Raw genomic sequence first — 24,703 nt, 5'->3', positions numbered from 1 at the left:
GTAGCTGTACAGATCTTTGAATTGACGGACCTTTGATCCATCTAATAAAAAAGAAATGGACTTCATCGGTTATTTTGCGTCAATTTTAATAGGTATCTCGCTGGGACTGATCGGAAGCGGCGGTAGTATCCTTACCGTACCGGTATTAGTTTATCTGTTTCATATTGACGTTATAACCGCTACGACCTATTCGTTGTTTATCGTTGGCTTAAGCAGTGCCGCAGGTACATTTCCCTATTTTAGGGGAAATATGGTGGATATTAAAACTGCATTAATTTTCGGTATACCTTCCGTCTTGGCAGTTTTCTTTAGCAGACGGGTCATTGTACCGGCGATACCGGAATCTGTATTTGAAATTGGCAATTTAGCCGTCACGAGAAGCACCCTTCTCCTTTCCATCTTTGCCGTGTTAATGGTAATAGCCTCCTATAGCATGATCGCAAAATCGGAAGAAGCTGACCAACCAAAAGTAAACAGGCAAAAGCCATTTAGTAATTTACGTATCCTATCGTTGGGTGCGCTCGTAGGACTTGTTACAGGATTGGTTGGAGCAGGAGGTGGTTTCCTTATAGTTCCGGCACTTATAGGTTTCCTTAAAACGCCTATAAAGACAGCTATAGGGACATCGCTGTTAATCGTTGCTATCAACTCCTTAACAGGATTTCTATTCTCAGTAACATTTATTGCCATCAATTGGTGCTTCCTCCTATCGGTCACCTTGATGGCCTTTCTAGGCATTTTTGTTGGTAGTAAGTTGGTAAAAAAAATTGAAGGAAGAAGACTACGGTTTGCCTTTGGCTGGTTTGTTTTGATTATGGGTATTTATATCCTTTTAAGAGAATTGTTGTTCAAGTAGCGCACTGACTTGCGTCGTGTAACCAAAGTAACTGTACGATAAAAAATTAGTTTACAACTTTAACAGATCATTAAATATTACATATCATGTTTTTTCAACACATTTATGATAAGAGTTTATCACAGAGCAGCTATCTGATAGGCTGCCAAACAATTGGGAAGGCTATTGTGCTTGACGCCAAGAGGGACATCGATACCTATTTAGCGCTTGCTGAGGAAAATAACCTGACGATAACCCACATTGCGGAAACCCATATTCACGCAGATTTTCTTTGCGGATCACGCGAATTGGCTGCAGTGACAGGGGCAGAACTTTACCTGTCTGATGAGGGAGGAGCCGCTTGGCAGTACGAGTTTCCGCACATCGGTCTAAAAGATGGTGATAAAATTACTATCGGTAAACTTACATTAGACGTGATACACACACCCGGGCACACACCCGAAAGCATCAGCTTTCTACTTACAGATCATGCCGCAAGTGATCAACCTGTAATGATCTTCACAGGCGATTTCATATTTGTCGGCGATGTTGGTAGACCTGATCTTTTAGAGAAGGCGGCCGGATTTTCCGGTACAACGGAGCGGGGTGTTCAACAGTTATACCAATCGCTTCGGAAATTTGCAGATCTTCCCGATTATGTTCAGGTCTGGTCAGGACATGGGGCCGGTTCCGCTTGCGGTAAGTCGCTCGGGTCGGTACCGAGTTCCACCGTCGGTTATGAAAAAATCAGGAACTGGGCATTTCAATTATATGGAAATGAGGAAAAGTTTGCGGACTATTTATTGGCCGATCAACCTGAGGCACCACGATACTTTGCCATGATGAAGCGTCTCAATAAGGAAAGGCGACCGTTGTTGGCAGCTATTCCTCCGCATCCGAAATTAACAAAAGAACAGTTCAAAGCCGCTTATGATCAAGGAATCCAAATTATTGATACTAGGGATAAACGCCTCTTTGCTAAGGGATTTCTTTTGCAAAGCATTAATATACAGGCGAATAATTCATTTTCAACGTGGATGGGTTGGCTGCTGAGCTATGAAGAACAATTCATGCTGATAGCGGATGACGAGCAAATGAGCGATTTGACGCGAAAATTAATGCGTATCGGCCTCGATAACATACTAGGTTATATATCAGATATATGTGATGTGGGTGTTGAGCTGCAAAAAGCAGATGTGCTCTCGCTGTCCGAATTCAAAAGTTACCTAAACAGGAACGATGTGCAGTTAGTAGATGTGCGGAGTGCTTCAGAATACCGTGAGGCACATATTGAAGGTTCCCATAATATTTTCGTTGGCACCTTGACAAGCAATCTGAACAAAATCGATAAAGATAAACATTTAGTCGTTTATTGCCAGTCCGGCGATCGAGCTACCATAGCTCACTCAATTTTAATAAAAAACGGATTCAATAATGTAAAGTACTATACAGGAGGGATGAAGGAATGGTTGGAAAACAAAGAGCCTGTTATAACAAAATCAGTTTTGTAGCTGGGAGTGTACAAGAGCGCAAAATTAACTATAATTTATAAAACATGTTAGAACTTATTAAACAACCTTGGCCCTGGTACATTGCCGGGCCACTCATTGGCTTAACGGTTCCGATACTGTTAATTATCGGAAATAAATCCTTCGGTATCAGCTCTTCACTGCGGCACATTTGCGCGGCATGCGTACCTGCCAATATCCCTTTCTTCAAATATAACTGGAGAAGAGAGTCGTGGAACTTGTTTTTTGTCGTTGGTATTCTTATGGGCGGCTTCATCGCTAAAAACCAGCTTTCTGATGCCGATCCGATTAAGTTAGATCCTCGGTTGGTATCAGAACTCACAGATTATGGCATTACGGATTACAGCAGCTTAATACCTCATGATCTTATGAGTTGGTCAAGTCTCTTCACCCTGCGAGGTTTCATTATCCTCATATTTGGCGGATTCCTCATAGGTTTTGGTAGCCGCTATGCAGGAGGATGTACCAGCGGACACGCTATTATGGGGCTATCTAATCTACAATGGCCATCATTGGTAGCAACCATCAGTTTTATGGCAGGCGGTTTTATTATGGCTAATTTTATACTCCCCCTTATCCTAACACTTTAATAAATATAAACATGCATTTAAAGATAATTGAAAGAAATAATAACGAAGAGCAAAATAGGAGGGACGTCACTGAAAACGACTCAAGGCGTCGTTGGTATCCAAATTTTAAATATCTGTTAGTGGGCATTTTTTTTGGGATTATATTCGTGAAATCCGAAGCGATCAGTTGGTTTCGTATACAGGAAATGTTCCGTTTGCAATCCTTTCACATGTACGGCATTATTGCAAGTGCCGTAGTTGTTGGTATAATATCTATAGGCATAATTAAAAGGTTTAATATCAAAACAATGGGTGGCGAGCCGATCGAATTTCAAGCAAAAAAATTCAATCGTGGGCAGTTGTATGGCGGGTTGCTCTTTGGATTTGGTTGGGCAATCACCGGAGCCTGCCCAGGCCCATTGTTTGCGCAAATAGGAACCGGAGCTCTTGTGATTGGAATAAGCCTTTTGAGTGCTATATTCGGAACGTGGGTTTATGGCTTATTAAGGGATAGACTGCCACATTAAGGTAAAGGCTTAAATAATAAGCTACTACAGTTTATCCCTATAAGATTACCTTTCGGAACGTCAGATTGATCCTCGGCCCCATGATCACGTTCGATTTTGCTATCCTATGTTCCCAGTGAAGTTGCAGATCGCCTTTCATGAGCAGAAGGGAGCCGTGCTGCAGCTTGATGGAGTAGCGACCGGTATGGTCGTCCTTCCTGCGGAAATCAAAGCTCCGTTCGGCTCCCAGGCTCAGGGAGGCTATTTCGGTTTTGCGGCCGGGCACCGTATCCTTGTCGGCATGCCAGGCCACCGAATCATTTCCATCGCGGTAGAGGTTCAGCAGCACGCCCTGAAAGGCCATGCCGGTAAAGGCCTCTATGCGCTGCCTTACCATCTGCAGTTCCGGCAGCCAGGGTATCGGTTCACGCCGGTCATCTGCCCTCAGCGGGCGGTCTCCGTACCATGCCGTCAATCTGGGCGTTACCACCTCCTTATCGTACATCTTAACTTTGGTCTGCTGCCAGGGCACATTATGCAATAAAAAAGTAAGCAGCGTATCCGCCTCCGGCCGTTCCAGAAAGCCTGGCGTATAATCCATCAGTTCCCGTGGCAGTACCAATTGCCGGTTATCATCAAACAATTTCCCCTGCATCTCCAATCAATTAAAATTTACCTGAAATTACGTCCTTTCGGAAACAGCTCCAGTTGAGCATCAACCCGTACCTGCGTCCTTTTGTTTTTGGCAGGGAAGACATGGCCGTCTTTTTCATCGGCGGGCGAGAGTGTCCGCAGCTCGGCCTGCTTTCTTTCCTTCGGACCGAGCAGCGTGAGCAGCCCGGAGAGGTTGTAGAGCCTTTTGGCCACCACATGGGTAACCTGTCCCTCGCGCTGCAGTTTACCCTCTACCATCAACAGCTGCGAGTAGAGGATTTCCTTCCGGTACCGTTCAAAGAGACTCGCAAAGGCCACCAGGTTGGCCACGCCCGTTTCGTCCTCGATCGTGATGAAACAGACACCGCCCGCCGTTCCCGGGCGCTGCCGTACCAGTACCAGTCCGGCCACCCGAACGGGCGTGCCATCGGGCCATCGGTCCAGTTCCCTCGTGGTCAGGATATCCCGCTCATAAAGCTGCCGCCGGATAAAACTCACCGGATGCGCCTTCAGCGAAAGTGCCAGCGAGCTGTAATCCTGCAGCACATGTTCCGATTCTGACATCGCCGGCAACCGCACCTTTTCTTCCGGTGTGCTCGCCGAAGGCTGCCCTTCAAAGATGCCCATGGGACGGTCATGGAGGGCCGACACCTCCCAGAGCGCCTGCCTGCGGTCCATGCCCATCGAGCGGAACGCATCGGCATCCGCCAGGCGCTCCAGCGAAGCGATGGAAACCCCTGCATCCGGCAGGAAATGGATATGCGTATAAGGTCTCTTCCGCGCCCGTACCAGCGCTTCCATTTCCTCCCGGTTCATTCCCTTAACCTGCCTGAAACCCAGGCGCAGCGCGCAGTAGGGGCCTGTTTTCTCCTCCAGGGTATTGTCCCAATGGGAAAAGTTGACGTCAACGGGCCTTACCGTCACGCCATGCTCCCGCGCATCGCGCACAATCTGCGCCGGGGCATAAAAGCCCATGGGCTGGCTGTTCAGCAGCGCTGCGGCAAACACATCTGGGTAGTGATGCTTCAGCCAGCAGGAAACGTAAACCAAGAGGGCAAAACTGGCCGCATGGCTTTCGGGAAAGCCGTAGCTTCCGAAACCTTCCAGCTGGCGGAACACCCTTTCGGCAAATTCCTTTTTATAGCCCCGTGATACCATGCCGTCGATCAGCTTCCTTTCGAACCGGCTCACCAGACCCTTCGCCTTAAAGGTGGCCATGCTGCGCCGCAGTTCATCCGCTTCGGCAGGGGTGAAGCCCGCGGCCACAATGGCGATTTTCATGGCCTGTTCCTGAAAGAGGGGCACGCCCAGTGTCTTGCCCAGAATCGCTTCCAGCTCGGGAGAGGGATATTCCACCTCCTCCTCACCGTTGCGCCTGCGCAGGTAGGGGTGTACCATATCCCCCTGGATCGGGCCCGGCCGTACAATGGCCACCTCGATCACCAGGTCGTAAAAGTTCCGCGGCCGCAGGCGCGGCAGCATCGATTGCTGCGCGCGGCTCTCGATCTGGAATACCCCGATGGTATCGGCCGCGCTGATCATATCGTACACCTCGGGGTCATCCTGCGGTACGGTGGCCAGCGTCAGCTCCAGGCCGTGATGTGCCCGTGCCAGATCAAAGGCCTTGCGGATGCAGGTCAGCATGCCCAGTGCCAGCACGTCGATCTTGAGGAAGCCCAGCGCATCGATATCGTCCTTGTTCCATTCGATGTTGGTGCGGTCCTCCATCCGTGCGTTGATCACCGGACACAGGTCGGTCAGTTTACCGTCCGTGATCACAAAACCGCCCGTATGCTGGCCCAGCTGGCGCGGAAAACCCATAAACTGCCGTGTCAGTTCCAGCACCTTTACCAGGTGAGGGTCCTTCGGGTTGAAGCCGTGCTCCGAAATGCGATCGCCCTCAAACCATTCGTCGGTAAACTCCCAGATGGAGCTCGACAGGCGGTTGATGGCATCCACCGACATGCCCATGGCCTTCGCCACATCCCGCACCGCGCCTTTCTGGCGGAGCTGGGTCACCGTGGCCACAATGCCCGCGCGGTCGCGTCCGTATTTTTCATAGATATACTGGATGATCTCTTCGCGGCGTTCGTGCTCAAAATCCACGTCAATGTCGGGCGGCTCGTTCCGGGCCGAAGAGATAAAGCGCTCGAAGAGCAGGTCAAACTTCGTCGGGTTCACCGCCGTGATGCCCAGGCAGAAACAGATGGTGGAGTTGGCGGCCGAGCCGCGGCCCTGGCAGAGGATGCCGCGCGAGCGGGCCTCCCGTACAATGTCATATACCGTAAGGAAGTAGGGCGCATAATCCATCTCCGCAATGAATTTCAGTTCGTGCACAATGGCCGATGAAACCTTTTCCGGCAGCGGATCACCGAAAAAGCCGTAAGCTCCCTGCCACGCCAGCCGGGTCAGTTCCTCCAGCGGCGTGCGTCCGTCCGGCATGATCTCCCTCGGGTACACATACTTCAGGCTGTCGAGGTTGAAGCGGCAGGCCTCCGCGATCCGCCGGGTGTTTTCGATGGCCTGCGGATATTTTCCAAAAAGGCGTTCCATCTCCCCGGCGGGCTTCAGGTAGCGTTCCGCATTCCCGTAAAGCAGGTAACCCGCATTGTAGATCGTTTTCTTTTCGCGCACACAGGTCACGATGTCCTGCAGCTGCCGCCGCTCGGGGCTGTGGAAATGCACATCGTTGGTGGCCACCATCGGTATGCCGAAATCCGCTTCCAGTTCCGCTATGCGGTAGAGCCTTTTGGCGTCGCTGCCCCTGTACAGCCAGGAGGCCGCCACATAGAGTTGCCGGCCGAAGGCCTTTTTATATTCCAGCAGCTCCCTTCTGAAATCCTCTCCGAAATCAAATTCGTCATCAAGATCAACGGGAGGCAGGGAAATAAAGATCATGCCCTCTGCATAGCGATATACATCGGCCTTATAGAGCTCGCATTTCCCCTTTTCCGTCCGCCGGTTGCCTTCGGTCAGCAGCGCCGAGAGACGGGCGTAAGCATCCCTGTCCGTCGGGTAGGCCAGCAGGGGAGGGCCGTCCACAAGATTGAGGCGTGCGGCAGGGATGATACGCAGACCGTATTTTTTCGCAGCGCTGTGTGCCCGCACAATACCCGCCAGGGTGTTGTGGTCGGTTATGGCCATGCTCCCATAACCGAGCGCCGCGGCCTGTTCCACCAGTTCCTCCAGGTGCGAGGCACCGCGGAGGAAGCTGAAATTCGAAGTGACCTGTAATTCCGTATAATCCATAAACCGTTAAGCAAAAAAACCATGCATGAACCATTCCGGCTCGCCCTCGCCATCATAATGCCCCGATCGGAAGAGCCAGTAGCGCGCGCCCTCTTCATCCTCCACGCGGTAGTAATCGCGCTGCGGACCCGTCTCGATCCACCATTCCCTTTCGATGCGCTCGGGCCCGTCCGCCTTTTTCACCTTATGCCTTTTCCCTTTGTACACAAAAACCATGGGCGGGTAATCCGGCACGGGAGCCGATACCCGGATGGGCTCCGGCTCGGGCAGCAGGTAAATCGGGCGCGGCTCATCGATAGGCCAGGGGATGGCCGGCCGTTCGTCATAAGAGGTGGCAGGCCTGATGGAGCGCTCCGGCCAGTGGTGCTCATCCGGCAGATAGCGGCGGATGGCATCGTGGCCGGCACGCGTGGCGATCCGGTCGAGCAGATTGCCGATCTCCGTACTTTCATAGACACCGCCATCGTTCCACAACTTCTCCTGTCGGGCATCCAGATCCTCCACAACGGGCGCTTCCAGTATAAAAAGCTCGATGCCCAGACCGGGGGCAATGGTACCGATCTTTTCGCCGAACAGGCGGAAGAGGTGATGCCGGTCACGCGAAGGGCGGCCGGTGCCTATCTGGATCTGCTGTACCTTACCATCTATACGGAAAGACCGGAAAACCGCCTTCCGCAGCCCCATCCCATCCTCCAGCAGATTCCGTGTAAGCATTTCCAACAACGTCTCCAGCGCCATTTCAATGGCCTTTCGCGTCCGTACCGGCTCCAGACAGGGCAGGCGTTCCGCATAAGGTGCCGGCGGCCGCACCGGTTCCAGCGGTTCGGGAGAGGTGCCCAGCGCCTGACCGATGCGGTTGAGCAACTGCTCACCGAAACGGCGGCGCAGTACCGTACGGGGCATGCCGATAAAATCACCGATGTGGGTAAGGCCCAGCTTCTGCATGCGTTCCGTTATGGCCCGGTCCAAACGCAGCGCGGCAGGGGGGAGGGGCATCAGGGCCGCCAGCTGCCCACCCGGAGCAACCACGGCGCCATCCGTTCCATAACGGGCCACGGCCCATGCCGTTCCGATGGTGTCGGCCATGGCCATCCGCACATCATAGCCCGCGCCTTTCAGTTTCCCGGCAATCTCTCCCATATAGGGCCTTTCCCCTTTCCATAGGTGGGTGCAGCCGCTCGCATCCAGTATCAGCCCGTCCGGCAGATCGACGCCCGCCATCGGCGTATAGCGCAGACACTGTTCGGCCAGACGCTTCAGTAATTTTTCCGCCCGGTGGGGCTCATAATCGAAGACCTCCAGATCGGGATAAAGGGCACGCGCATCGGCCAGTACCATATTCACGGTAACACCTTCCGCCGCTGCCCCGGGGCTCAGGGCCCGGATCACCATGCGCCCCCGCTCGGGCGCGGCCAGTACAAAAGCCTTTCCGCGCAGTTCCGGCCGGTGGATGGCCAGGTCATCCGTGAGCAGATGACGGAATGCTATCGCAACATATCTTTTCATCATGTACCGGTATGTGTATAGACTTTCTTTTTAACGGGGGCATCGGGCGCAATGTGCCGGAAGTTACCGGCCTTCCAGCACAGGTGCCAGGTGCCGGGCCTTCCGTTGCGTATCTTCCCGAGCTGCACTTCCCACAGCGGGTGGCCGATGCCCGGCAGGCGTCCGTCCTGCAGGCTGCTCAGGGGGCGTATGTTCCAGCGCGAGACGCAGGCCAGGTTATTCAGGCGCCGCGGGCGATAGCGGTGCAGAAAGCCCGTAACACGGCTCTGCTCCACGGCCAGCTGCAGGCGGCGCGAGGCCGTCAGGTCCAGGTCGCGGATTTCGCCCACCACAGCGGCGAGCGAAGGGCACTTAAGCGCCTCCTCCAGCACCCAGAGGGCATCCTTTTCCCCATGCAGGTTGATGAAGATCACCCGGTGGGGCTCAATGCCGAAACCCAGCAGAGAGGGCGGAAACAAACGCTTGCCGATGCTCACCCAGAGGCAGGGACCCTTCCGCTGCATCAGGCGGCCGATCAGGCAGGCGATGAAGCCGGTAGATGCCGCCGCTTCCTCCGCACTGTTACTGATAAATTCATGGATGGCCCCGAGCGGAAAGGTACCCATCGGGAAGGCCTTTTCCATCGGCCCCAGATCCCCGGGCAGTTCATCGCTTCCGTTCGGAGCGGAAAAACCCTCCGCTGCCAGAATCATTTTCCGCAGCTCCTCCACCACTGACTTTTTCTTCAACGAGGTTTCCATATCCCGATTTTATTTTTAATTTTGTCACCATTGGTAACAAAATGAATGTCATCAATAATAACAATACAAAATGGAAGCTGCAAAAGTTTTTTTCAGAAGCAATCTCCGGTTTCTCCGCAACCGCAAAAAATACAGTCAGGAACACCTGGCACAGCTGCTGGGCCTTACACGCAGTAAATATACCGCACTGGAGAACGGGCAGACGGAGAATCCGCCACTGGTCGACCTGATCCGGTTGTCCGAGTTCTTCAGAATCCCCGTGGATTACCTGCTCCGGCAGGACCTGGGCCGCTGGAGCGAATACGAACTGCGCAAGCTGGAAACGGGGGCAAAGGAATATATCAACGGGAAGAACCTGCGCGTACTTTCCATTACCGTTACGCCCGATAATAAGGAAAACATGGAGTATGTACCCGTAAAGGCCAAGGCAGGCTATGCCGCGGGCCATGCCGATCCCGAGTTTCTGGCGGCGCTGCCCAAATTTTCGCTGCCGAACCTTCCGGCCGGGGGTACCTACCGGATGTTCCCCACTACGGGCGATTCGATGCTGCCCATTCCCGAGGGGGGCGATGTGGTGGCCCGTTATGTGCAGGACTGGAAAACCCTGAAGCCCGACAGCCTGTGCATCGTTATCCTCAAAGGTGAACGGGATTTCGTGTTCAAGCAGGTTACCCTGCAAGGGGACGGTACCGTGCTGCTCCGCTCGCTCAATAAAAATTATGCGCCCTATACCGTAAGGGTGGATGAGGTGCTGGAAATCTGGCAGTATGTAAAGCACCAGACCGATAAGCTGCCCGAAGCCGGAACCGACCTGCAGGAAATCAGGCAGCTCCTTCTTGATGTAAAAAAGCGGGTCGAAAAAATATAAGGCTTGGAATTATTAAACAGAACAGATGGACGAACCCTTTTTCATAACCATAAATTACCGGAATACCGAACATAGTTTCGAAAGCCGTATCCGCTGGATGGGCTATACCCATAAGATCGAGGTGGAAGTATTCGGCACCATGGTGCATTTCGAGCCCGATGAAGAACGGAATTACCGGGCCATATTGGTAGATCCGACTGCCGACACGTCAAAAGAACTAAAGCCGGGGCTTTTGCAGGCAATCGCAAGCTATCTGGAAGAGCAGGTTAAATCGAAGTAAATGTTACTGTTGGCCACCTGGCTCTTTAGCTAAACACTTTGCCTCTGCACTTGTTAGAAAAAGAAAAAGTGCCCTCCTTCATTCATGAAAATTGCAACGTTCAATATCAACGGCATCAATGGCCGTTTACCCGTTCTGCTCCGCTGGCTACGGGAAGAAGAGCCCGACGTGGTGTGTTTGCAGGAGCTCAAAGCGCCCCAAAACCGCTTTCCCTTAAAAGCCATCCAAGAGGCAGGTTACCAAGCTATCTGGCACGGACAGAAAAGCTGGAACGGGGTGGCAATTTTATCGAAATTGGGAGAGATCACAGAGGTGACCCGCGTGCTTCCCGGTAACGTGGAAGATAACCATAGCCGGTACCTCGAGGCGATCATTGATGACACGCTTATCTCCTGTTTGTATCTGCCCAACGGCAATCCCTATCCCGGGCCTAAATTTGACTATAAGATGGCCTGGATCAAACGCTTTAAAAGACGGGCTGCCCAGCTAATAAAAATGGACATTCCCGCCATTTTAATCGGTGATTTTAACATTATCCCTACAGAGCTGGACGTTTACAAACCCCAAAAATGGGAAAACAACGCCCTGTACCGCATGGAGGCAAGAAAGGAATTTAAATCTCTGCTCAAACAGGGATGGATGGATTCCGTCCGTAGGCTATTTCCCGATCAGGCAGTCTATACCTTTTGGGATTACCTCTGGAATGCCTATGGGCGTAATGCAGGCCTCCGATTGGATCACATTTTGCTGAGCCCCAAAATTGCGCCCCGGTTGATCGAGGGCGGCATCGACAGGCATGTCCGTGGCTGGGAAAAGAGCAGTGACCATGCGCCGGTATGGATCAGATTGAAACCTACGTGAATCTGTTAGGTTTTCTGCTACGCTGTTAAGAATTTTCGAACAATTAAATAATTTACGTATCGATATATAGACAACAAGAAATGCCAAGTGACACTTTCTGGCCTATAGCTAGCGATTCATCACGTTTATCACTGTCTTTTGGATGCCGTAGTGGGAGAGGCTTTAGCACTATATTATGCTGTTTGTAGTAGCGGTCTTTTTATCGAAATAGATTTAGGCTTAATACATTTCTGCGCCTGAGAAAGAGTGTCTTTAAAGGCTTAGGTACGCTTTTATGATCGTTTTGTGAAACGCTATTATGAGGTAATCGTTTTATGCAAAGGGATAAGAAAATCTGTTGGAACCTTGTCAGCTCAATCCTTAATTTGGTTAATAAAACCGAAATATATCAAACATAAGAAGAAAACCAATGAATGCTACTGTGCCCGCAGTTGATAAAAAATAATTTCCCGTTTTACGCATACCCGTGGATCGTGTGATTTCCCTTTCTTTCGCGTATTTATAATAGTATGCGATTCCTATTGTGTGGGTTACACCTGCAATGATAAATAATACAAGCGGTACAAGGCGTCAATCAATTGTGAAAGTGCCAATTTTCGCAATACAAGTTTTTGGGATAAACAATATTAGTTCTTAGTTAGCCTTCCCCACAACTGAAAGTGGTTCCAGAAAACAGACGTTTATTTGTGACAAAAAACGTCAGATTTTAGCGATATTTATAAAAATTTAAATGCTATAATCTCGCTACAATAAGAGGAGTCAGCAGGTCAGAAGACACTGTTATATTGCGAGGCGATATCTTGAGCAGGACAACCTGGTTTACATCATAATGATTTAATGACGCTCGTACTAGCTATTAATACTATAAAGAAAGCATGAAAGACTTTATAAAAGACAATTGTATTGCAATTGCCGGTGTAGTAATATCTATAATCTCTCTGATTCGAACCTTTAGAGAAGGTAAAATCTACATTGATGCTGTATATAGTTTTTATGGCCCTGAAAACACAATAACGATTTACAACAATTCTACACGTAAAGTAACGATTACTTACTTTGAAATCTATCATTCTATCTGGAAATGCTTTTTTAAAAAAGAATCTGCATGGACATGGTACGATGAAGGACAAACTAGTCGTTATGTAATAGCTCCTTACGAAAGTTACGATATAATATTTGATGAGCACAATAAATATAATGATTCTGTTGATAGAATTTTTAACAAGAAAGGTAGGGTTTATATTAAGATCGTTATTGCTGGGCAAAAGAAGAAAATTGTTAGGCTTCGATAGAGCGCAAAATATCCACGTCAACCATTTCTATAAAAATATCCGACCCGTTACCTATACGTTAGACTAGCGATTTCGTCACCTTAACTTTTCCTCAGCATTTGTTAGTATAGCGATTCCTTTTACCAACGCAGCGATTTCAAAAGAAATGCCTACGCTATTTATACCTTTATAACCATCCTTATTATATTTCTCAAAGATCGTCTTGGCTCTTTCATAAGAACCAGAGAAATTTTGCTTGTTCTGTTCCAAAAAATGGACTAATAAACCTTATTAATAACCTCCATAGCCTTTTTGTATGCTACGGTAGTTTCTTTGAACTGCTCTTTGAAAAAATAAAATAGGGCGATTTTATATTGTGGTATTTCCAAAAATATAAAATCGTCAATCGTATGGAAGAAATGAAAATGTTGGTTTGAGGTTTTGAAAATGAGTAAGGAATTGACGTGGTTTGCTTTATCCTTTACCGCTAGGCGTTTGTGAGCGTATCGAATTGTAGACAATATCTTTGCAGGTGAATATCCTTTGTTAGGTAGTAGCAAGTATAAAGGAAAATCACTTAGATATGGAATATGTTTTCCATTTTTTGGACTTAGAAATTTTTTGGAAATATTCATGATTTGAAATTTATAATCAATAGTTTCAAGCCAGCGAATTATATGTTGCAGTTCGAAAATATTGAAAGCAAAGTCTTTCTCAAATCCTTCGTGAAACAGTTTTTGTATATACCTTTCCAAACTATTGAGCAATTCAGCATTGCATGTTGAGCAGGTTGGAATCGTTGCTTTATTGTACGTTACTGTGTGCCCGTTTACGGTGATATCAAAATATTTTTTTGTATCTTTTCGAAAGCACCACCGTGGTATAATATGCTCTCTTGTTATGTTAAGATGGGATCCACAAACCATACAGATGAGATATTCGTTATTTTTGACAACTTCTTCATTTACGCGCAATACATAATTGTGATAAACGAATTCCATCACTGAGAGATTGTTTCTTCTGATTATACCACGAAGTATCCTTAGTTTTGCATTTAGTCCTTTTAACTCGACAGAATTATTGCTCATTTTCTATACCTTTTCCTAACTTCTCGAATTTGCCCGCAGTGATCATACTTTTCATAATATTCGATCGGTTTATTTCGCATAATATAACCATATATTCGCCTAACGAGCCAACCTATGAAAAATAAGCCGCCTACAAATGGCAACTTTTGATCCGGTAATTTATCAAGTATATTGATGATTTCTTGAAAGTCCATAGCATCACTATTTAAATTATGATGCTATCCACTTATCGTCGTGAAGGCACTCCAATTATAAGAAATATTTTTCATATTCCAAAGGACACGTAAATCAATGCTTTTAGAACTGCATTAGGGCAACTTAAGCGGTTTTATATTACATTGGTGCTGATTTTAGAACTCAGATTTCTAAAATTAGCACAAAATAAATTTCAGACGATGGGTTTATCTCACATGAGAATAGACGCAATAACTTTTTTTCATGTAGCGAAAATTGATTATATTTGAGCCAACAATCAAAGCCCAAATAAGCCTATTATCTATGCACGATATTGCACCTTATATTTTTCATAATCGAGCCGTTGCTTTTCTAGATGTTTTGGGATTTCAACAATTTCTAGGCGAATTTGATGCGGAGGCTAGGCAAAATCGGAAGCGCCTACCCGAAGAAAATGAAGACCCTATATTGGGAGGTAGGTTCACCTCTCAGAAAGCGAACGAATTTATTGCAACATTTAAAAATGCCATAGAGCAGTTAGATAAAGAAAAGTACAGATACTACCTGTTTTCAGATAATATCTGTATCACCTCCATTCAGGAGACCACCCCGAATGATTTGCAAGACCTGTTACTGGTCATCACTAAATTATATTTTGATTTCGCGAAAAAAGGATATTTCCTTAGGGGAGGAGTGGATTACGGACTTTTTATTGACGAAGAAACTATTGCAGTAGGAGTACCATTAGCCAACGCGTATTTGCTTGAATCGAAAATTGCGATATATCCTCGCATTGTGTTGTCCACAAATATTGTCGATCAATTCCAAGCATATAATCTGTTGGGCGAAAAGGAATATGACTATCCCTTTGCTGATGTTATGATCGAAGGCGAAGACGTGAAGTATTTAAATATTTTTTTGCAGGTCTTTCAAAGTGACTATGTAGAGGATAAAAGACTTTTTTTTACTGATTTTAATCAAGTAATTGGTAACCATTTAGAAGAGAATAGACAAAACGAGCGTATATACGAAAAGTACCAGTGGCTTGCCGAGCAGTTTAATATATTTATTGACAAGTTTGTTAACGAACTTGCTTTTCAGGATAGTAACTTCGACCCCGAGAGCGACGAAGATTTTCTCGAATTTGTGAAAAAACAACGGATAAATTATGGCAATTAACCTCATATACATGCCAACATTTAGGGCACGCCAACAGGAAAACCTCGTATTACGAAGCTTCAAGTTTGATGGCCACATGTACCCTATGTTAGAAATCATCAAAGAGTATGATCGAAAGAGAGACTCTGATAAACAATCTCCATTTCACGAAATCTACTTAGACCTTATTGAGACCATACAATCAGAGCGAGTGTTTGTTGACTTACCTTTATACCTAAAAGAACGGGCGTCAATGAAAAATGAGGTTATCGCATTCAGTCGTTCCGTCATTGCCAGTAAAGAACGTCGTACAAAATACTTACAATCATTGGGAGAAGCTAGCCCAAAGATGATCCCAGTAATATCATCCTATTTACACAAGACCGGGGAAATTGATACCCTGCAATGGCAAGAGGCACATCTGCGTCCAAACTTTCCGTCCATCGCTTTTAGAGTAATGTACAATCAATTCAATGAAGATTGGCCAATTATCAACCAGCTTGCCACAGCAGTAGATTTTATCATACTCGATCTTGACAATATTGCACCATATCCTAGTCCATCAGTCAGACAAATCATGAATGCATGGAGATCTTTTAGTACCTGCCCCAAGATTATACTACGCAGCGCTATAAACACCGATATACAAAACGTTGGATTAGATCATGGCGAAGTGGTGTTTGATATCGATAACGGCTTAATAGATACCTATAAACAACCCCTGCTTGGCCAATGCTTCGGCGATTATGCCGGTATTAAAAAAGATGATTTAACCTCCGGCGGAGCAATTAGTCCGGGTTTTCTTTTCTATGATGCCGTAGATAATCAATTCGTAGGCTTCAAGGGTAGTGTAAAAGAGCTTTCCGAATTTAAGAATACTATTGTGCCAGCGGTTATAAATTCCGAAGCTGCGAAGCGCATGCAAGCAAGTGGACTTCCGTATTTAGACGATCGAAATTGGGGCTGGCAAACGTTGCTCCGCATTCAGCACGAGGGCGAAACCGGAAAAAGCCAGGCAAAATTTAAACGTATTGCTATGGAACATTACCTACATTGCATTCGCGTGAAAATTGAAGCGGGAGAGCTTAAGACTTCTTAATCTTGGTAGATCAATAGCGGATCCACATTTGTGTTAAAAAAAAATTGCAAATCTATAGGCAATATGTGCTTCCAGTGTGCCAAAACAAAAGACCAGCGAGCTTCATAACGCTTTTTCAAGGCAATTTTTAAACGCTCGTTGATTTCTTGAGCAGTATATTCGCCCATAATTTCTGTGTATACAGCTGTCTTAAAAAGGCTGAGCCGTTCTTTCTTGGTAAGTACTTCCAATTGGGCAAGAGGATTAAGATAGGGACTTTTAATGGCAGACCGGTATTCCACACGCTTTTTCCCTTCAAAATACCAGATTCCGTAATGCGCTGGTACTAAACATTCCGTTTCACGCAGGTGCTTGGCATCAATTACTACCGTATTATATTCAAATATTCTATGATAATCATCACTCTGTTTCCCCAAGCGCCTCAAAGTGTCAATTTTCGACTTTACCTCAAAGCATTTCGAATCACCGTTAATTACCACAAAATCCGCTCGGCTGTTTTTTGCACGCACTTCAAATGCAGCAACGTATCCCTTCTTCCTGAACGTAGTGGCGAGCTTATATTTTAAAGACTCTTCACCATGATAGTTTGAAAAAAGAGCTTTATTAATTTTAAGATGCAGTTGGTATTTAGACAAACCGTCCGTCTTACATTTTCCGTAACAGGCCTCTACTATTTGCAGTAACTGTTGACGGTAATGCAGGGTGTTATAAGATTTTGCCAGTGCAGTATAATCTACTTTGCCCATTGTTGCAAATATAGGAAGTTTTTGGAAGTTTCAGCCTTTCGGTCTTGGTTATGATCAGGATAATGTGACAGGAGACGAGAGGATACGATCGTCGACGCGATTCTGGACAAAATTGAACACAGCTCCCAAACAGGTTGTTTTGATGCCGTGGTTATTTATCCTGCTGCGGTTATGGCAACTTCGACATTATCATCTTCTGTCTGCTTAGTGATAAGTTTCTTTAAGTTTGTGGAATGAAAGCCATCAAAATATTCAATAATATCTATTGTTTCCAATGCGATATTCCTCAATGCGTCATCAGTAATGAAGTTACTTTCATCCAAATGTTGTGTGTTTCCGTGAGAAAACCCATCACATAACTTATTTATGTTTGAGAGTTTGTCTTGTATATTATCTTTTGATATTTTTCCTACTGAAGTATCAGGCAACGTTTCAAAGTCTATTATATCTGAAATGAAGTATTCCAGGCCAGCAGATTGATTAGCGTTGGATTTCGTTGTCAATTGAGCATATTTGAAACTAAAAAATGTTTCTAATATTCGACGGATATAATTCGGCAAGTATTTTCTTGCTTCTTCATAATTCGGTGTTTCATCACTTGAAAATTCGAGAAGACTTTCCAACATATAAAAATAGGGGCTTTGGAAATTTTGTAATGACTTGGGTAAGTCGCTTATACACCCCCTATTTATAAGGTAACAGGATTTTGAAGTTTTTACTCGGAAATTTGGATTCAGAAACTTCATAAACAACAAATTGTGGCTTAGGATAAACAGTTGCCTATAATCTTTAAACTCCTTGTGTATCAAATAGGCTGTTTGATATAAGCGATTGTCATCGAGGCTTGAAATTGGATCGTCAATAACGATGATAGTATTGCCTTTATCTTTAACTTCCGTCGTGACCTTGCTCAGGAAATACGCAAAGGCCAAAGCTGTTTTCTCGCCATCGCTCAAAGTATTGCGTAGTCGCTTCCGTATTTTTTCCGAATTATTATACTTAATTAAAATGTTCTCATTATCGTCCTCTTCATTAAGGTCGATGGTGAAATGATTGATGCCGAGTTTCTCCAAATATTCCCCTACTTTTTTTGCCTCCAACTTTAAAGCGCGGAGTCTCTGCATCTTCGCAGTCGAATGTTGAATTAGTTCATTGTTGTATGTTGCGATTTGCGAGCTTAGTTCGTGGTATTTTTTTACGTTATTTTTGTCTTCGTGACCGTTCAATTCCAAGATTATTAGTTTTGAATAGAGGCGTCTGATGTCAGTTTCTAGTGTTTCGGGGCTTTTTCTCCGGGCTTGAAGGGTTGAAATCAATTCGTCCTTGAAATCAGTCAATTTTTTAATATCCTCGTTATAATTTTCAATTGCCGATTGGATGTTGGTTAACTCAAAATCTATAATCTTTGAAGAATTATTTCCTTTGTCATCAACGAGATCTGTTAGCGTCTTTATCTGGGAAGTTAATCCGTCTATCCGGACGTCAGGCATCTTGTTCTCCAGCATGGCATTGTACTTTGTGGCTTCCTGTTGCAAGGTGGTTTTTGAATCCTTGTTAGCTGTACAAAAATTTTGAGCGGTGGCCAGTTGACGCGTATGATCGGCTATGTTTTGCTTAAATTCTTCATAGCTGCTATCAAAGTATTCCCCAAATTCCTTTATTAAATCAATAATGGTGTTATTGAGATTAGAATTACATAGAGGGCAAGTTGTTTCGTCGGTCTGATTTGATTTCTCTAAAAGTAATTTTCCGAATCTGTACCAAGGCTCTATCTTACTTATATCTTCCTCGTTGACTTTGGCTTGAAAAGTTTCAATTTTGCTTTTTAAAGTGGTTACAGCTTTTTCTCTGGCGGTAGTATTAAGTAGGGTTTTCAAAGACGGAAAATCCAATGAAATTTGACTGAATGAAACATTTCCTAACTTTTCTATATCCGCGATAAGGGCTGCCTGGTCTTTACTGATTTGATATTCAGATATTTTTTGCCTGATAGCTAACTCTAAATCAGATTTATTTTCCGTAGGAATGCTTTGTACATCAGGGAAATTTGGATTTCTGAGATTGCCACTTGGGAATGTTTCCCTAAATTTTTTGTTAAATTGCTGCTTGATGGCTTCAAAACTGCTTTTATATTCCTCTTGCTCTGATTCACTCTTGCCTTTGTCTAATTCTTTTTTCTCGATGATTTCGTTTAATTCCACGATTTCAGGATCTTCCAATACCGTTTCTGCCACATTGAATTTCTGAATTTTTCCTTTCCTTCCGTCAAAAACATGGTCGGCAACAAAATTGGAATTGAAAACGTAAATACTCTTATTATTGTTGTGACCGTCTCCGGTAAGGGGATAGAGTAATGTTTCCTTGTCGGTGCAGAGGAATTTAACTTTAGCATCATCAGAGCATTTTAAATCGTCAAATAAATCTTGTTTCTTTTCGGACGGGAAGTTCTGGTTTTTAGCAATCAAGTTGAAAAGATTGGACAGAGTGGACTTTCCGCTACCATTAAATCCGAAAATCAAATTGTACTTTCTAAAATCTTCACTGCAATTCCACGAGAAATTATCGAAGATACTCAACTTCTTAATTTCGATAAATTTTAGGATACTCATAGCTGGTTAGGTCTGATAACATTAAAACGTTTTTCAAATTTAACTAATCTTTTGAAGCAATGCCTAAAATCGGTATAATTTTGTCAATCTGATAAAGATGGATTAATCTCTGACGGATGAATTATCGAAGTGTTTGTAGTGCCATGCTAAGCCTGCCTTTAACAATTCTTTATTTAGGTTTTTTCCATCGGGTAAAAGAACAATGCCAACAGTTCTACCATACCTGTCTATGTCTTTAACCTCCACCGTCACCACCTTTTGAAAGCAATGATCTGCAGTAAACTTTTTAGCCACGGTACCGAAATCGTGATGACTTTCCGGGCAATCGATACCATACAAGCGAATCCTTACCTGTGTGTTATCTGAATCTAAGATCGTTATTGTGTCGCCATCAGCCACTCTTATGACTTTCCCTTTCACTAGAGTTTGGCAGAGAGAAATTATAGAGATGAACAGCAATAAAAATGTCAAGCAAAAATTTCGCATAGTAGAAAAGGTTAAGATACGGCCTATTTCGCTTTCTTACTGGGGGTAATATCCCATTCTGACTTAGGGCGTAGGTTTAAATCTTTACAGAGAAAACCAGCAATTTCGTTTAGGTTCACTTCCAAAGCAAGAGAAATTAGATACACCTCATCAATTGTCGGCTTAGTTGTCAGATCTACATGCAACCGACTTATTCTATCTTTTGATATACCAGTCATCCTAGCTAGTTTAGCTTGACTCAGTGGTTTTCTTGATAGATATAAACCTAGTTTGGTGATAGTTTCTTTTGCCAATTTTTCCTCCGTTGTACTTTAAAAATACGAAGGCAAAAAAAATGTAGACAATTATTTTGTAAATGGCGCAGAATTATCTATATTTGTATTATAATATTCGATAAATATAAAATCGAATTATACAATATATAGGTTTGGCTTTATGCCAAACCGTATGAGCCTTGTTATCGAAAACAGCAAATTTTGAATGACGCGAGGCCATAGGGGATTTCCTTGACCGAATTTTTCGTAAATTCGCAAAAATACACGGGAAAGGTCCCCCTATTGGATACCGCGTCAAGGTCTTGCTGTACCGCGATAACGGTTGAAGATAGGGGGTAACCGCCCACCAGTTCTGCAAGAGGCTCGTTAATAGAACGAGTTATGATAGCTAAACCTAACAAAAAATTCTGTTTAAGAAACATTTTTAGCGCTCCCGAATAGGCAAGGTGGTTGGCCATTTTATGGCTTCATCTCCTTACGGTGAAGGCGCCCCACTGTACGGATTTTCAAACCAAATTATTTGCATGAACAATCTAAATCATTACAGAAATGAAGCTTTTTTCAAGCTACATCAGGGAGCTTTTTGTCCAATTTAAATTAAAAAGTAGTATGGCCGTCACTTGTGAGCGTTTGCTAGTCATGTCGGGTGCTCGAAGATTCATTATCCCGCTCTGCAACGGGATGATGCAGGGGGCAGAGCCTCTCATCAGTACGACTGGTTGTATACAAAAAATAAAAGAAAAAACTACCTGTAACTCGCGAGTTACAGAAAAACAGGGTTTAAGAAGGTTTAAAAGCATTTTTTGGTGTTTTTTTGCTGCTGAAATGTGCATAAAAAAGTACTGGAAATTTAGGTGCAGATACCGTTTTTCGTCGCAAAATGTTGCCTACGAAACTATAAGAGTCGGGAGGCCACTGCGCGTCCTTAAACCTTACACCGTATACCTTATAACCTTAAAGATCTTGTTCTGTGTTTGTTTGGCACACGCCCGGCAGTCCTCCTCCCTGGAGGCTGCCCACGGCGTGGCTTTGCAGGACGTGTATCCAATTACAGGAAAAGTATTTGACGGAAATAATAACCAACCTTTGGAAGGAGCAACGATTGCTATACAAGGTAGCCGCACCCGTGTACTTACCGGTGCTGATGGAGCTTTCCGCATATTGACGGCCGATACTACCGGCATACTGCTTATCACTTACATCGGTTACCGACCGGAACGTGTGCCGTTCAACAGGAGGGAAGCGGGGCCTTTTATCATCAAACTGCAGGGCGATGGCACCCAACTGGAAGAAGTGCAGGTAAGTACCGGTTATCAAACCTTACCCAAAGAACGCGCTACGGGCAGTTTTGTGCAGGTGGATAATGAATTGTTGAACAGGAGGGTATCAACTAATATTCTCGACCGCTTGGATGGGGTAACGAGTGGAGTGTTTTTTAACGGTTCAGCTTCAAATAACATTGCTACGGCAACATTGTCCAACAGAAATTATGGTATAAACGTGCGGGGACAAAGCACCATAAACGCTTCCAGGCAACCCCTGATTGTTGTGGATAATTTTCCCTACGAAGGAGAAATCAGCAATATAAACCCGAATGATATTGAAAGTGTCACGGTACTCAAAGATGCTGCGGCAGCGTCGATCTGGGGTGCCCGTTCGGGAAATGGTGTTATTGTAATCACCACGAAGAAGGGTAAAAAAGGGCAACCGATGCATGTTGGCTTTACCAGTAACCTGTCATTTGGCGAAAAACCCGATATCCTATATGATCAAAACTATCTGTCATCCCCGCAGTTTATAGAGGTTGAACGTTATTTATTTGAAAGGGGCTATTTCAATGCCGATATAAATAATACAAGAACGTTTCCGACGATTTCTCCCATTGTCAGTTTATTGAATGACCACAGGAACAATCTCATAACCGATCGCGAATTAGAGGAGAACTTCACAGCTTACACCAGCAAGGATGTAAGAGCAGATTATCTAAAGTATGTGTACCGAACGTCTCTCAATCAACAGTATGCGGTTAACCTAAAAGGCGGAGCAGAACGCCTTGCCTATACCTTTTCGGTCGGTCATGACCGTAACAGGGATAACCTTATCAACAATGGTTTCCACCGTACCACGCTCCGTGTTTCCAATACCTATTCGCCATTGGCCAAGCTTGATATTGTAACCACGGTAATGTACAGTAACAGCACTACCGATGAGAACAATGATTTTGCCTATGGCAGTTTCATGGGGACAGGAGGGCGTTACGCTCGGGTTTTTCCCTATGCGCAATTGGCCGATATAAATGGAACACCTTTACGTATACCGAGAGCCTATCGCTACGATTATATTGACCGGATGCAGGAGCAGGGGCTGCTCGATTGGGGTTACTACCCTTTACGCGAAATTGAACTTGCAGACAAGCACACTTCGGTAAAAAACATGTTGGTTAATTTTTCACTTGATTATAAGTTTAAGCCCTTCTTAAGCTTAAATGCGCAGTTCCAAAACGAAAGACAGCTGATTGGCATGGTAAACCATCAGCCGAAGCAGACTTTCTACGCAAGAGATCTGATCAACCGGTTTTCGATGATTGATGAAGTCAACGGAAAGATTACCCACCATTTTCCCCGTGGGGGAATACGATCGGCAGCGAACTACGATTGGAATTCGAACAACGGACGTATTCAGTTGAATTTTGCGCCACGATGGAAAAACCACCGTGTTGATGCACTGTTGGGAGGCGAACTGCGTGAGCTTAAAACCGAGGGAACAAATGCCACTTCTTACGGTTACGACGATCAGTTCGGTACCGCCATAACAAACCTTGATTACGTGAATTACTTTACCGTCAACCCATCGGGGCTTGCCCGCATTCCGAGTCCACCTGCCAATGTTACGGGGATAACCAACCGCTACCTGTCTTATTACCTGAACACAGCTTATAGCTTCAAAGACCGATATACCCTGTCATTCAGTGCCAGAAGAGATGGCGCTAATATATTCGGTGCAAAAACTAATCAGAAGATAACACCTTTATGGTCGGCCGGGCTGGCCTGGAACATCAGTGATGAACCTTTTTATAATTGGAAAGCACTCCGCTACCTCAAACTGAGAACCACCTATGGGTTCAATGGCAACGTCTACCAGAGCGGCGGAGCCTATCTAACGGGTGTGTACGGAAATGATAGTTATACGGGGGACAGGCGAATATATAACCTAAAGGCCCCTAATGCATCGCTGCGTTGGGAAAGGGTTAAGAATATTAACGTCGGGCTGGATTTTGAAACTACCGACAATTTGTTGACAGGTTCTATCGAATATTATAACAAAAAAGGGATTGATCTGATACAACGGACAAATCTGGCACCGCAAACGGGGTTTACAGACTATATGGCAAATACGGCCAGCACCGTATCCAACGGTGTCGATCTCTTACTGACAGCGAATATCCTACGTAAAAAAGTTCGATGGAGCTCTACTTTTATTGGTAATTTTATCAGTGACCGTATTCTGAAGTACGATGCACCACTGACTTCCGGTACCATACAGAGCGGGGGAGGGGTTGAAGGTAAGTCGTTATTCAGCCTGTTCAGCTATAAGTGGGCGGGCCTTAACCCCGAAAGCGGAGACCCGCAGGGGATATTGAACGGGCAGGTCAGTCGCGATTATGCGGCCATCATCAACAACTATCAGCCCGACAGCCTGGTTTACCGCGGGGTGTCACGTCCACCTTTCTTCGGGTCGTTCCGAAATGATTTCAGTTTTAAAGGTTTTAGCCTATCTGTAAATATTGGTTACAAAATGGGATATGTTTTTCGACGACCAAGTATAAGCCTCAACTATACGGAACTGATTTCAACGGGAGGGCATACCGATTATTCGAAACGTTGGCAAAATCCGGGAGATGAGACCCGTACGTCGGTACCTTCTGCGGTATATCCCGCTGATAGCCGTAGAAATACTTTTTATCGGTATGCCGAAGTGCTGATTGAGGAGGCGGATCATATCAGGTTACAGGATATCAGATTCGGCTATACACTACCACCATCGGTAACCAAACGGACAGGCATAAAGTCGATCAGCCTATTTTCCTATCTGAACAACTTAGGGATCATATGGAGAAAAAATAAGCAGGGAATTGATCCCGATGCCGGTTTATACCCGGCTCCATTTTCCTGCTCATTCGGTGTTAACATCAATCTTTAA

General features: G+C 45.4%; 22 protein-coding genes. 11 read left to right on the top strand and 11 right to left on the bottom strand.

Going from position 1 to position 24,703, the window contains the following annotated elements:
• Window positions 1-55 precede the first annotated feature (55 nt).
• The 4 genes from ACH11B_RS22275 (at window position 56) to ACH11B_RS22260 (ending at window position 3,460) form a co-directional block, all read left to right on the top strand.
• Window positions 56-856, top strand: a complete 801-nt coding sequence (locus ACH11B_RS22275) for a sulfite exporter TauE/SafE family protein (RefSeq protein WP_130855474.1) — start codon at window positions 56-58, stop codon at window positions 854-856.
• Window positions 857-942: 86 nt separating this feature from the next.
• Window positions 943-2,346: a rhodanese-like domain-containing protein gene (locus ACH11B_RS22270; protein ID WP_130855475.1), complete on the top strand. Its 1,404-nt coding sequence runs from the start codon at window positions 943-945 to the stop codon at window positions 2,344-2,346.
• Window positions 2,347-2,390: 44 nt separating this feature from the next.
• Entirely contained in the window at window positions 2,391-2,954 is a 564-nt protein-coding gene (locus ACH11B_RS22265) for a YeeE/YedE family protein (protein WP_130855476.1), read from the top strand.
• A gap of 11 nt (window positions 2,955-2,965) precedes the next feature.
• Window positions 2,966-3,460 carry a DUF6691 family protein gene (locus ACH11B_RS22260; RefSeq protein ID WP_130855477.1) on the top strand — a complete coding sequence of 165 codons (495 nt, stop codon included), beginning with the start codon at window positions 2,966-2,968 and terminating at the stop codon, window positions 3,458-3,460.
• Between the two features lie 37 nt (window positions 3,461-3,497).
• Here the strand turns inward: ACH11B_RS22260 and ACH11B_RS22255 are convergent, their stop codons facing one another.
• The 4 genes from ACH11B_RS22255 to ACH11B_RS22240 are packed head-to-tail and all read right to left on the bottom strand — an operon-like array spanning window position 3,498 to window position 9,588.
• Window positions 3,498-4,094, bottom strand: coding sequence for an alpha-ketoglutarate-dependent dioxygenase AlkB (locus ACH11B_RS22255; RefSeq protein ID WP_130855478.1), 597 nt, complete (start codon window positions 4,092-4,094; stop codon window positions 3,498-3,500).
• 17 nt (window positions 4,095-4,111) lie between these two features.
• Window positions 4,112-7,342: an error-prone DNA polymerase gene (locus ACH11B_RS22250; RefSeq protein ID WP_130855479.1), complete on the bottom strand. Its 3,231-nt coding sequence runs from the start codon at window positions 7,340-7,342 to the stop codon at window positions 4,112-4,114.
• 6 nt (window positions 7,343-7,348) lie between these two features.
• Window positions 7,349-8,851, bottom strand: coding sequence for a DNA polymerase Y family protein (locus ACH11B_RS22245; protein ID WP_130855480.1), 1,503 nt, complete (start codon window positions 8,849-8,851; stop codon window positions 7,349-7,351).
• Window positions 8,848-9,588 (bottom strand): ImuA family protein, encoded by a 741-nt coding sequence (locus ACH11B_RS22240; RefSeq protein WP_130855481.1) that lies wholly within the window; start codon window positions 9,586-9,588, stop codon window positions 8,848-8,850. Before ACH11B_RS22240 ends, ACH11B_RS22245 begins: the two co-directional genes overlap by 4 nt.
• A gap of 70 nt (window positions 9,589-9,658) precedes the next feature.
• Here ACH11B_RS22240 and ACH11B_RS22235 point away from each other — a divergent pair, with 70 nt between their 5' ends.
• From ACH11B_RS22235 to ACH11B_RS22220, 4 genes are all read left to right on the top strand, one after another.
• Window positions 9,659-10,456: an XRE family transcriptional regulator gene (locus ACH11B_RS22235; RefSeq protein ID WP_377610425.1), complete on the top strand. Its 798-nt coding sequence runs from the start codon at window positions 9,659-9,661 to the stop codon at window positions 10,454-10,456.
• A 25-nt stretch (window positions 10,457-10,481) separates the two neighbouring features.
• Window positions 10,482-10,736 (top strand): hypothetical protein, encoded by a 255-nt coding sequence (locus tag ACH11B_RS22230; RefSeq protein WP_130855483.1) that lies wholly within the window; start codon window positions 10,482-10,484, stop codon window positions 10,734-10,736.
• An 84-nt stretch (window positions 10,737-10,820) separates the two neighbouring features.
• A complete protein-coding gene (gene xth / locus ACH11B_RS22225; protein ID WP_130855484.1) occupies window positions 10,821-11,597 on the top strand; it encodes an exodeoxyribonuclease III in 777 nt (258 codons plus the stop codon).
• An 875-nt stretch (window positions 11,598-12,472) separates the two neighbouring features.
• Entirely contained in the window at window positions 12,473-12,889 is a 417-nt protein-coding gene (locus ACH11B_RS22220) for a hypothetical protein (protein ID WP_130855485.1), read from the top strand.
• 257 nt (window positions 12,890-13,146) lie between these two features.
• On the opposite strand, the gene ACH11B_RS22215 is transcribed toward ACH11B_RS22220, so the two are convergent.
• Both ACH11B_RS22215 and ACH11B_RS22210 read right to left on the bottom strand, forming a co-directional pair.
• The gene (locus tag ACH11B_RS22215) at window positions 13,147-13,956 is read right to left on the bottom strand and encodes a hypothetical protein (RefSeq protein WP_130855486.1); all 810 of its coding nucleotides are present in this window, start codon (window positions 13,954-13,956) and stop codon (window positions 13,147-13,149) included.
• On the bottom strand, window positions 13,953-14,150 hold the full coding sequence (locus ACH11B_RS22210; RefSeq protein ID WP_130855487.1) for a hypothetical protein: 198 nt from the start codon (window positions 14,148-14,150) through the stop codon (window positions 13,953-13,955). The genes ACH11B_RS22215 and ACH11B_RS22210 overlap by 4 nt, the downstream gene beginning before the upstream one ends.
• A gap of 304 nt (window positions 14,151-14,454) precedes the next feature.
• Between ACH11B_RS22210 and ACH11B_RS22205 the strand changes: the two genes are divergently transcribed.
• Window positions 14,455-15,309 carry a hypothetical protein gene (locus tag ACH11B_RS22205; protein WP_130855488.1) on the top strand — a complete coding sequence of 285 codons (855 nt, stop codon included), beginning with the start codon at window positions 14,455-14,457 and terminating at the stop codon, window positions 15,307-15,309.
• 10 nt (window positions 15,310-15,319) lie between these two features.
• Window positions 15,320-16,387, top strand: coding sequence for a beta family protein (locus tag ACH11B_RS22200; protein ID WP_165446937.1), 1,068 nt, complete (start codon window positions 15,320-15,322; stop codon window positions 16,385-16,387).
• Here the strand turns inward: ACH11B_RS22200 and ACH11B_RS22195 are convergent.
• From ACH11B_RS22195 to ACH11B_RS22175, 5 genes are all read right to left on the bottom strand, one after another.
• Window positions 16,384-17,133 (bottom strand): sce7726 family protein, encoded by a 750-nt coding sequence (locus ACH11B_RS22195; protein WP_130855490.1) that lies wholly within the window; start codon window positions 17,131-17,133, stop codon window positions 16,384-16,386. The two genes, ACH11B_RS22200 and ACH11B_RS22195, sit on opposite strands and share 4 nt — an antisense overlap.
• A 155-nt stretch (window positions 17,134-17,288) precedes the next feature.
• Complete coding sequence (locus ACH11B_RS22190; protein ID WP_130855491.1) at window positions 17,289-19,742, bottom strand: AAA family ATPase; 2,454 nt, start codon at window positions 19,740-19,742, stop codon at window positions 17,289-17,291.
• A 102-nt stretch (window positions 19,743-19,844) separates the two neighbouring features.
• Entirely contained in the window at window positions 19,845-20,162 is a 318-nt protein-coding gene (locus ACH11B_RS22185) for a thermonuclease family protein (RefSeq protein WP_377608517.1), read from the bottom strand.
• Window positions 20,163-20,251: 89 nt separating this feature from the next.
• Window positions 20,252-20,521 (bottom strand): helix-turn-helix domain-containing protein, encoded by a 270-nt coding sequence (locus ACH11B_RS22180; protein WP_377608519.1) that lies wholly within the window; start codon window positions 20,519-20,521, stop codon window positions 20,252-20,254.
• Window positions 20,522-20,685: 164 nt separating this feature from the next.
• A complete protein-coding gene (locus ACH11B_RS22175) occupies window positions 20,686-20,961 on the bottom strand; it encodes a hypothetical protein (RefSeq protein WP_377608521.1) in 276 nt (91 codons plus the stop codon).
• A 91-nt stretch (window positions 20,962-21,052) separates the two neighbouring features.
• On the opposite strand from ACH11B_RS22175, the gene ACH11B_RS22170 reads away from it, so the two are divergent.
• The gene (locus ACH11B_RS22170; RefSeq protein ID WP_377608523.1) at window positions 21,053-24,703 is read left to right on the top strand and encodes a SusC/RagA family TonB-linked outer membrane protein; all 3,651 of its coding nucleotides are present in this window, start codon (window positions 21,053-21,055) and stop codon (window positions 24,701-24,703) included.

The sequence above is a fragment of the Olivibacter sp. EAT-5 genome, from assembly GCF_044784325.1.
GTDB classification, from domain to species: Bacteria; Bacteroidota; Bacteroidia; order Sphingobacteriales; family Sphingobacteriaceae; genus Olivibacter; species Olivibacter oleidegradans.
This window is presented reverse-complemented; position numbering and strand designations above follow the sequence as displayed.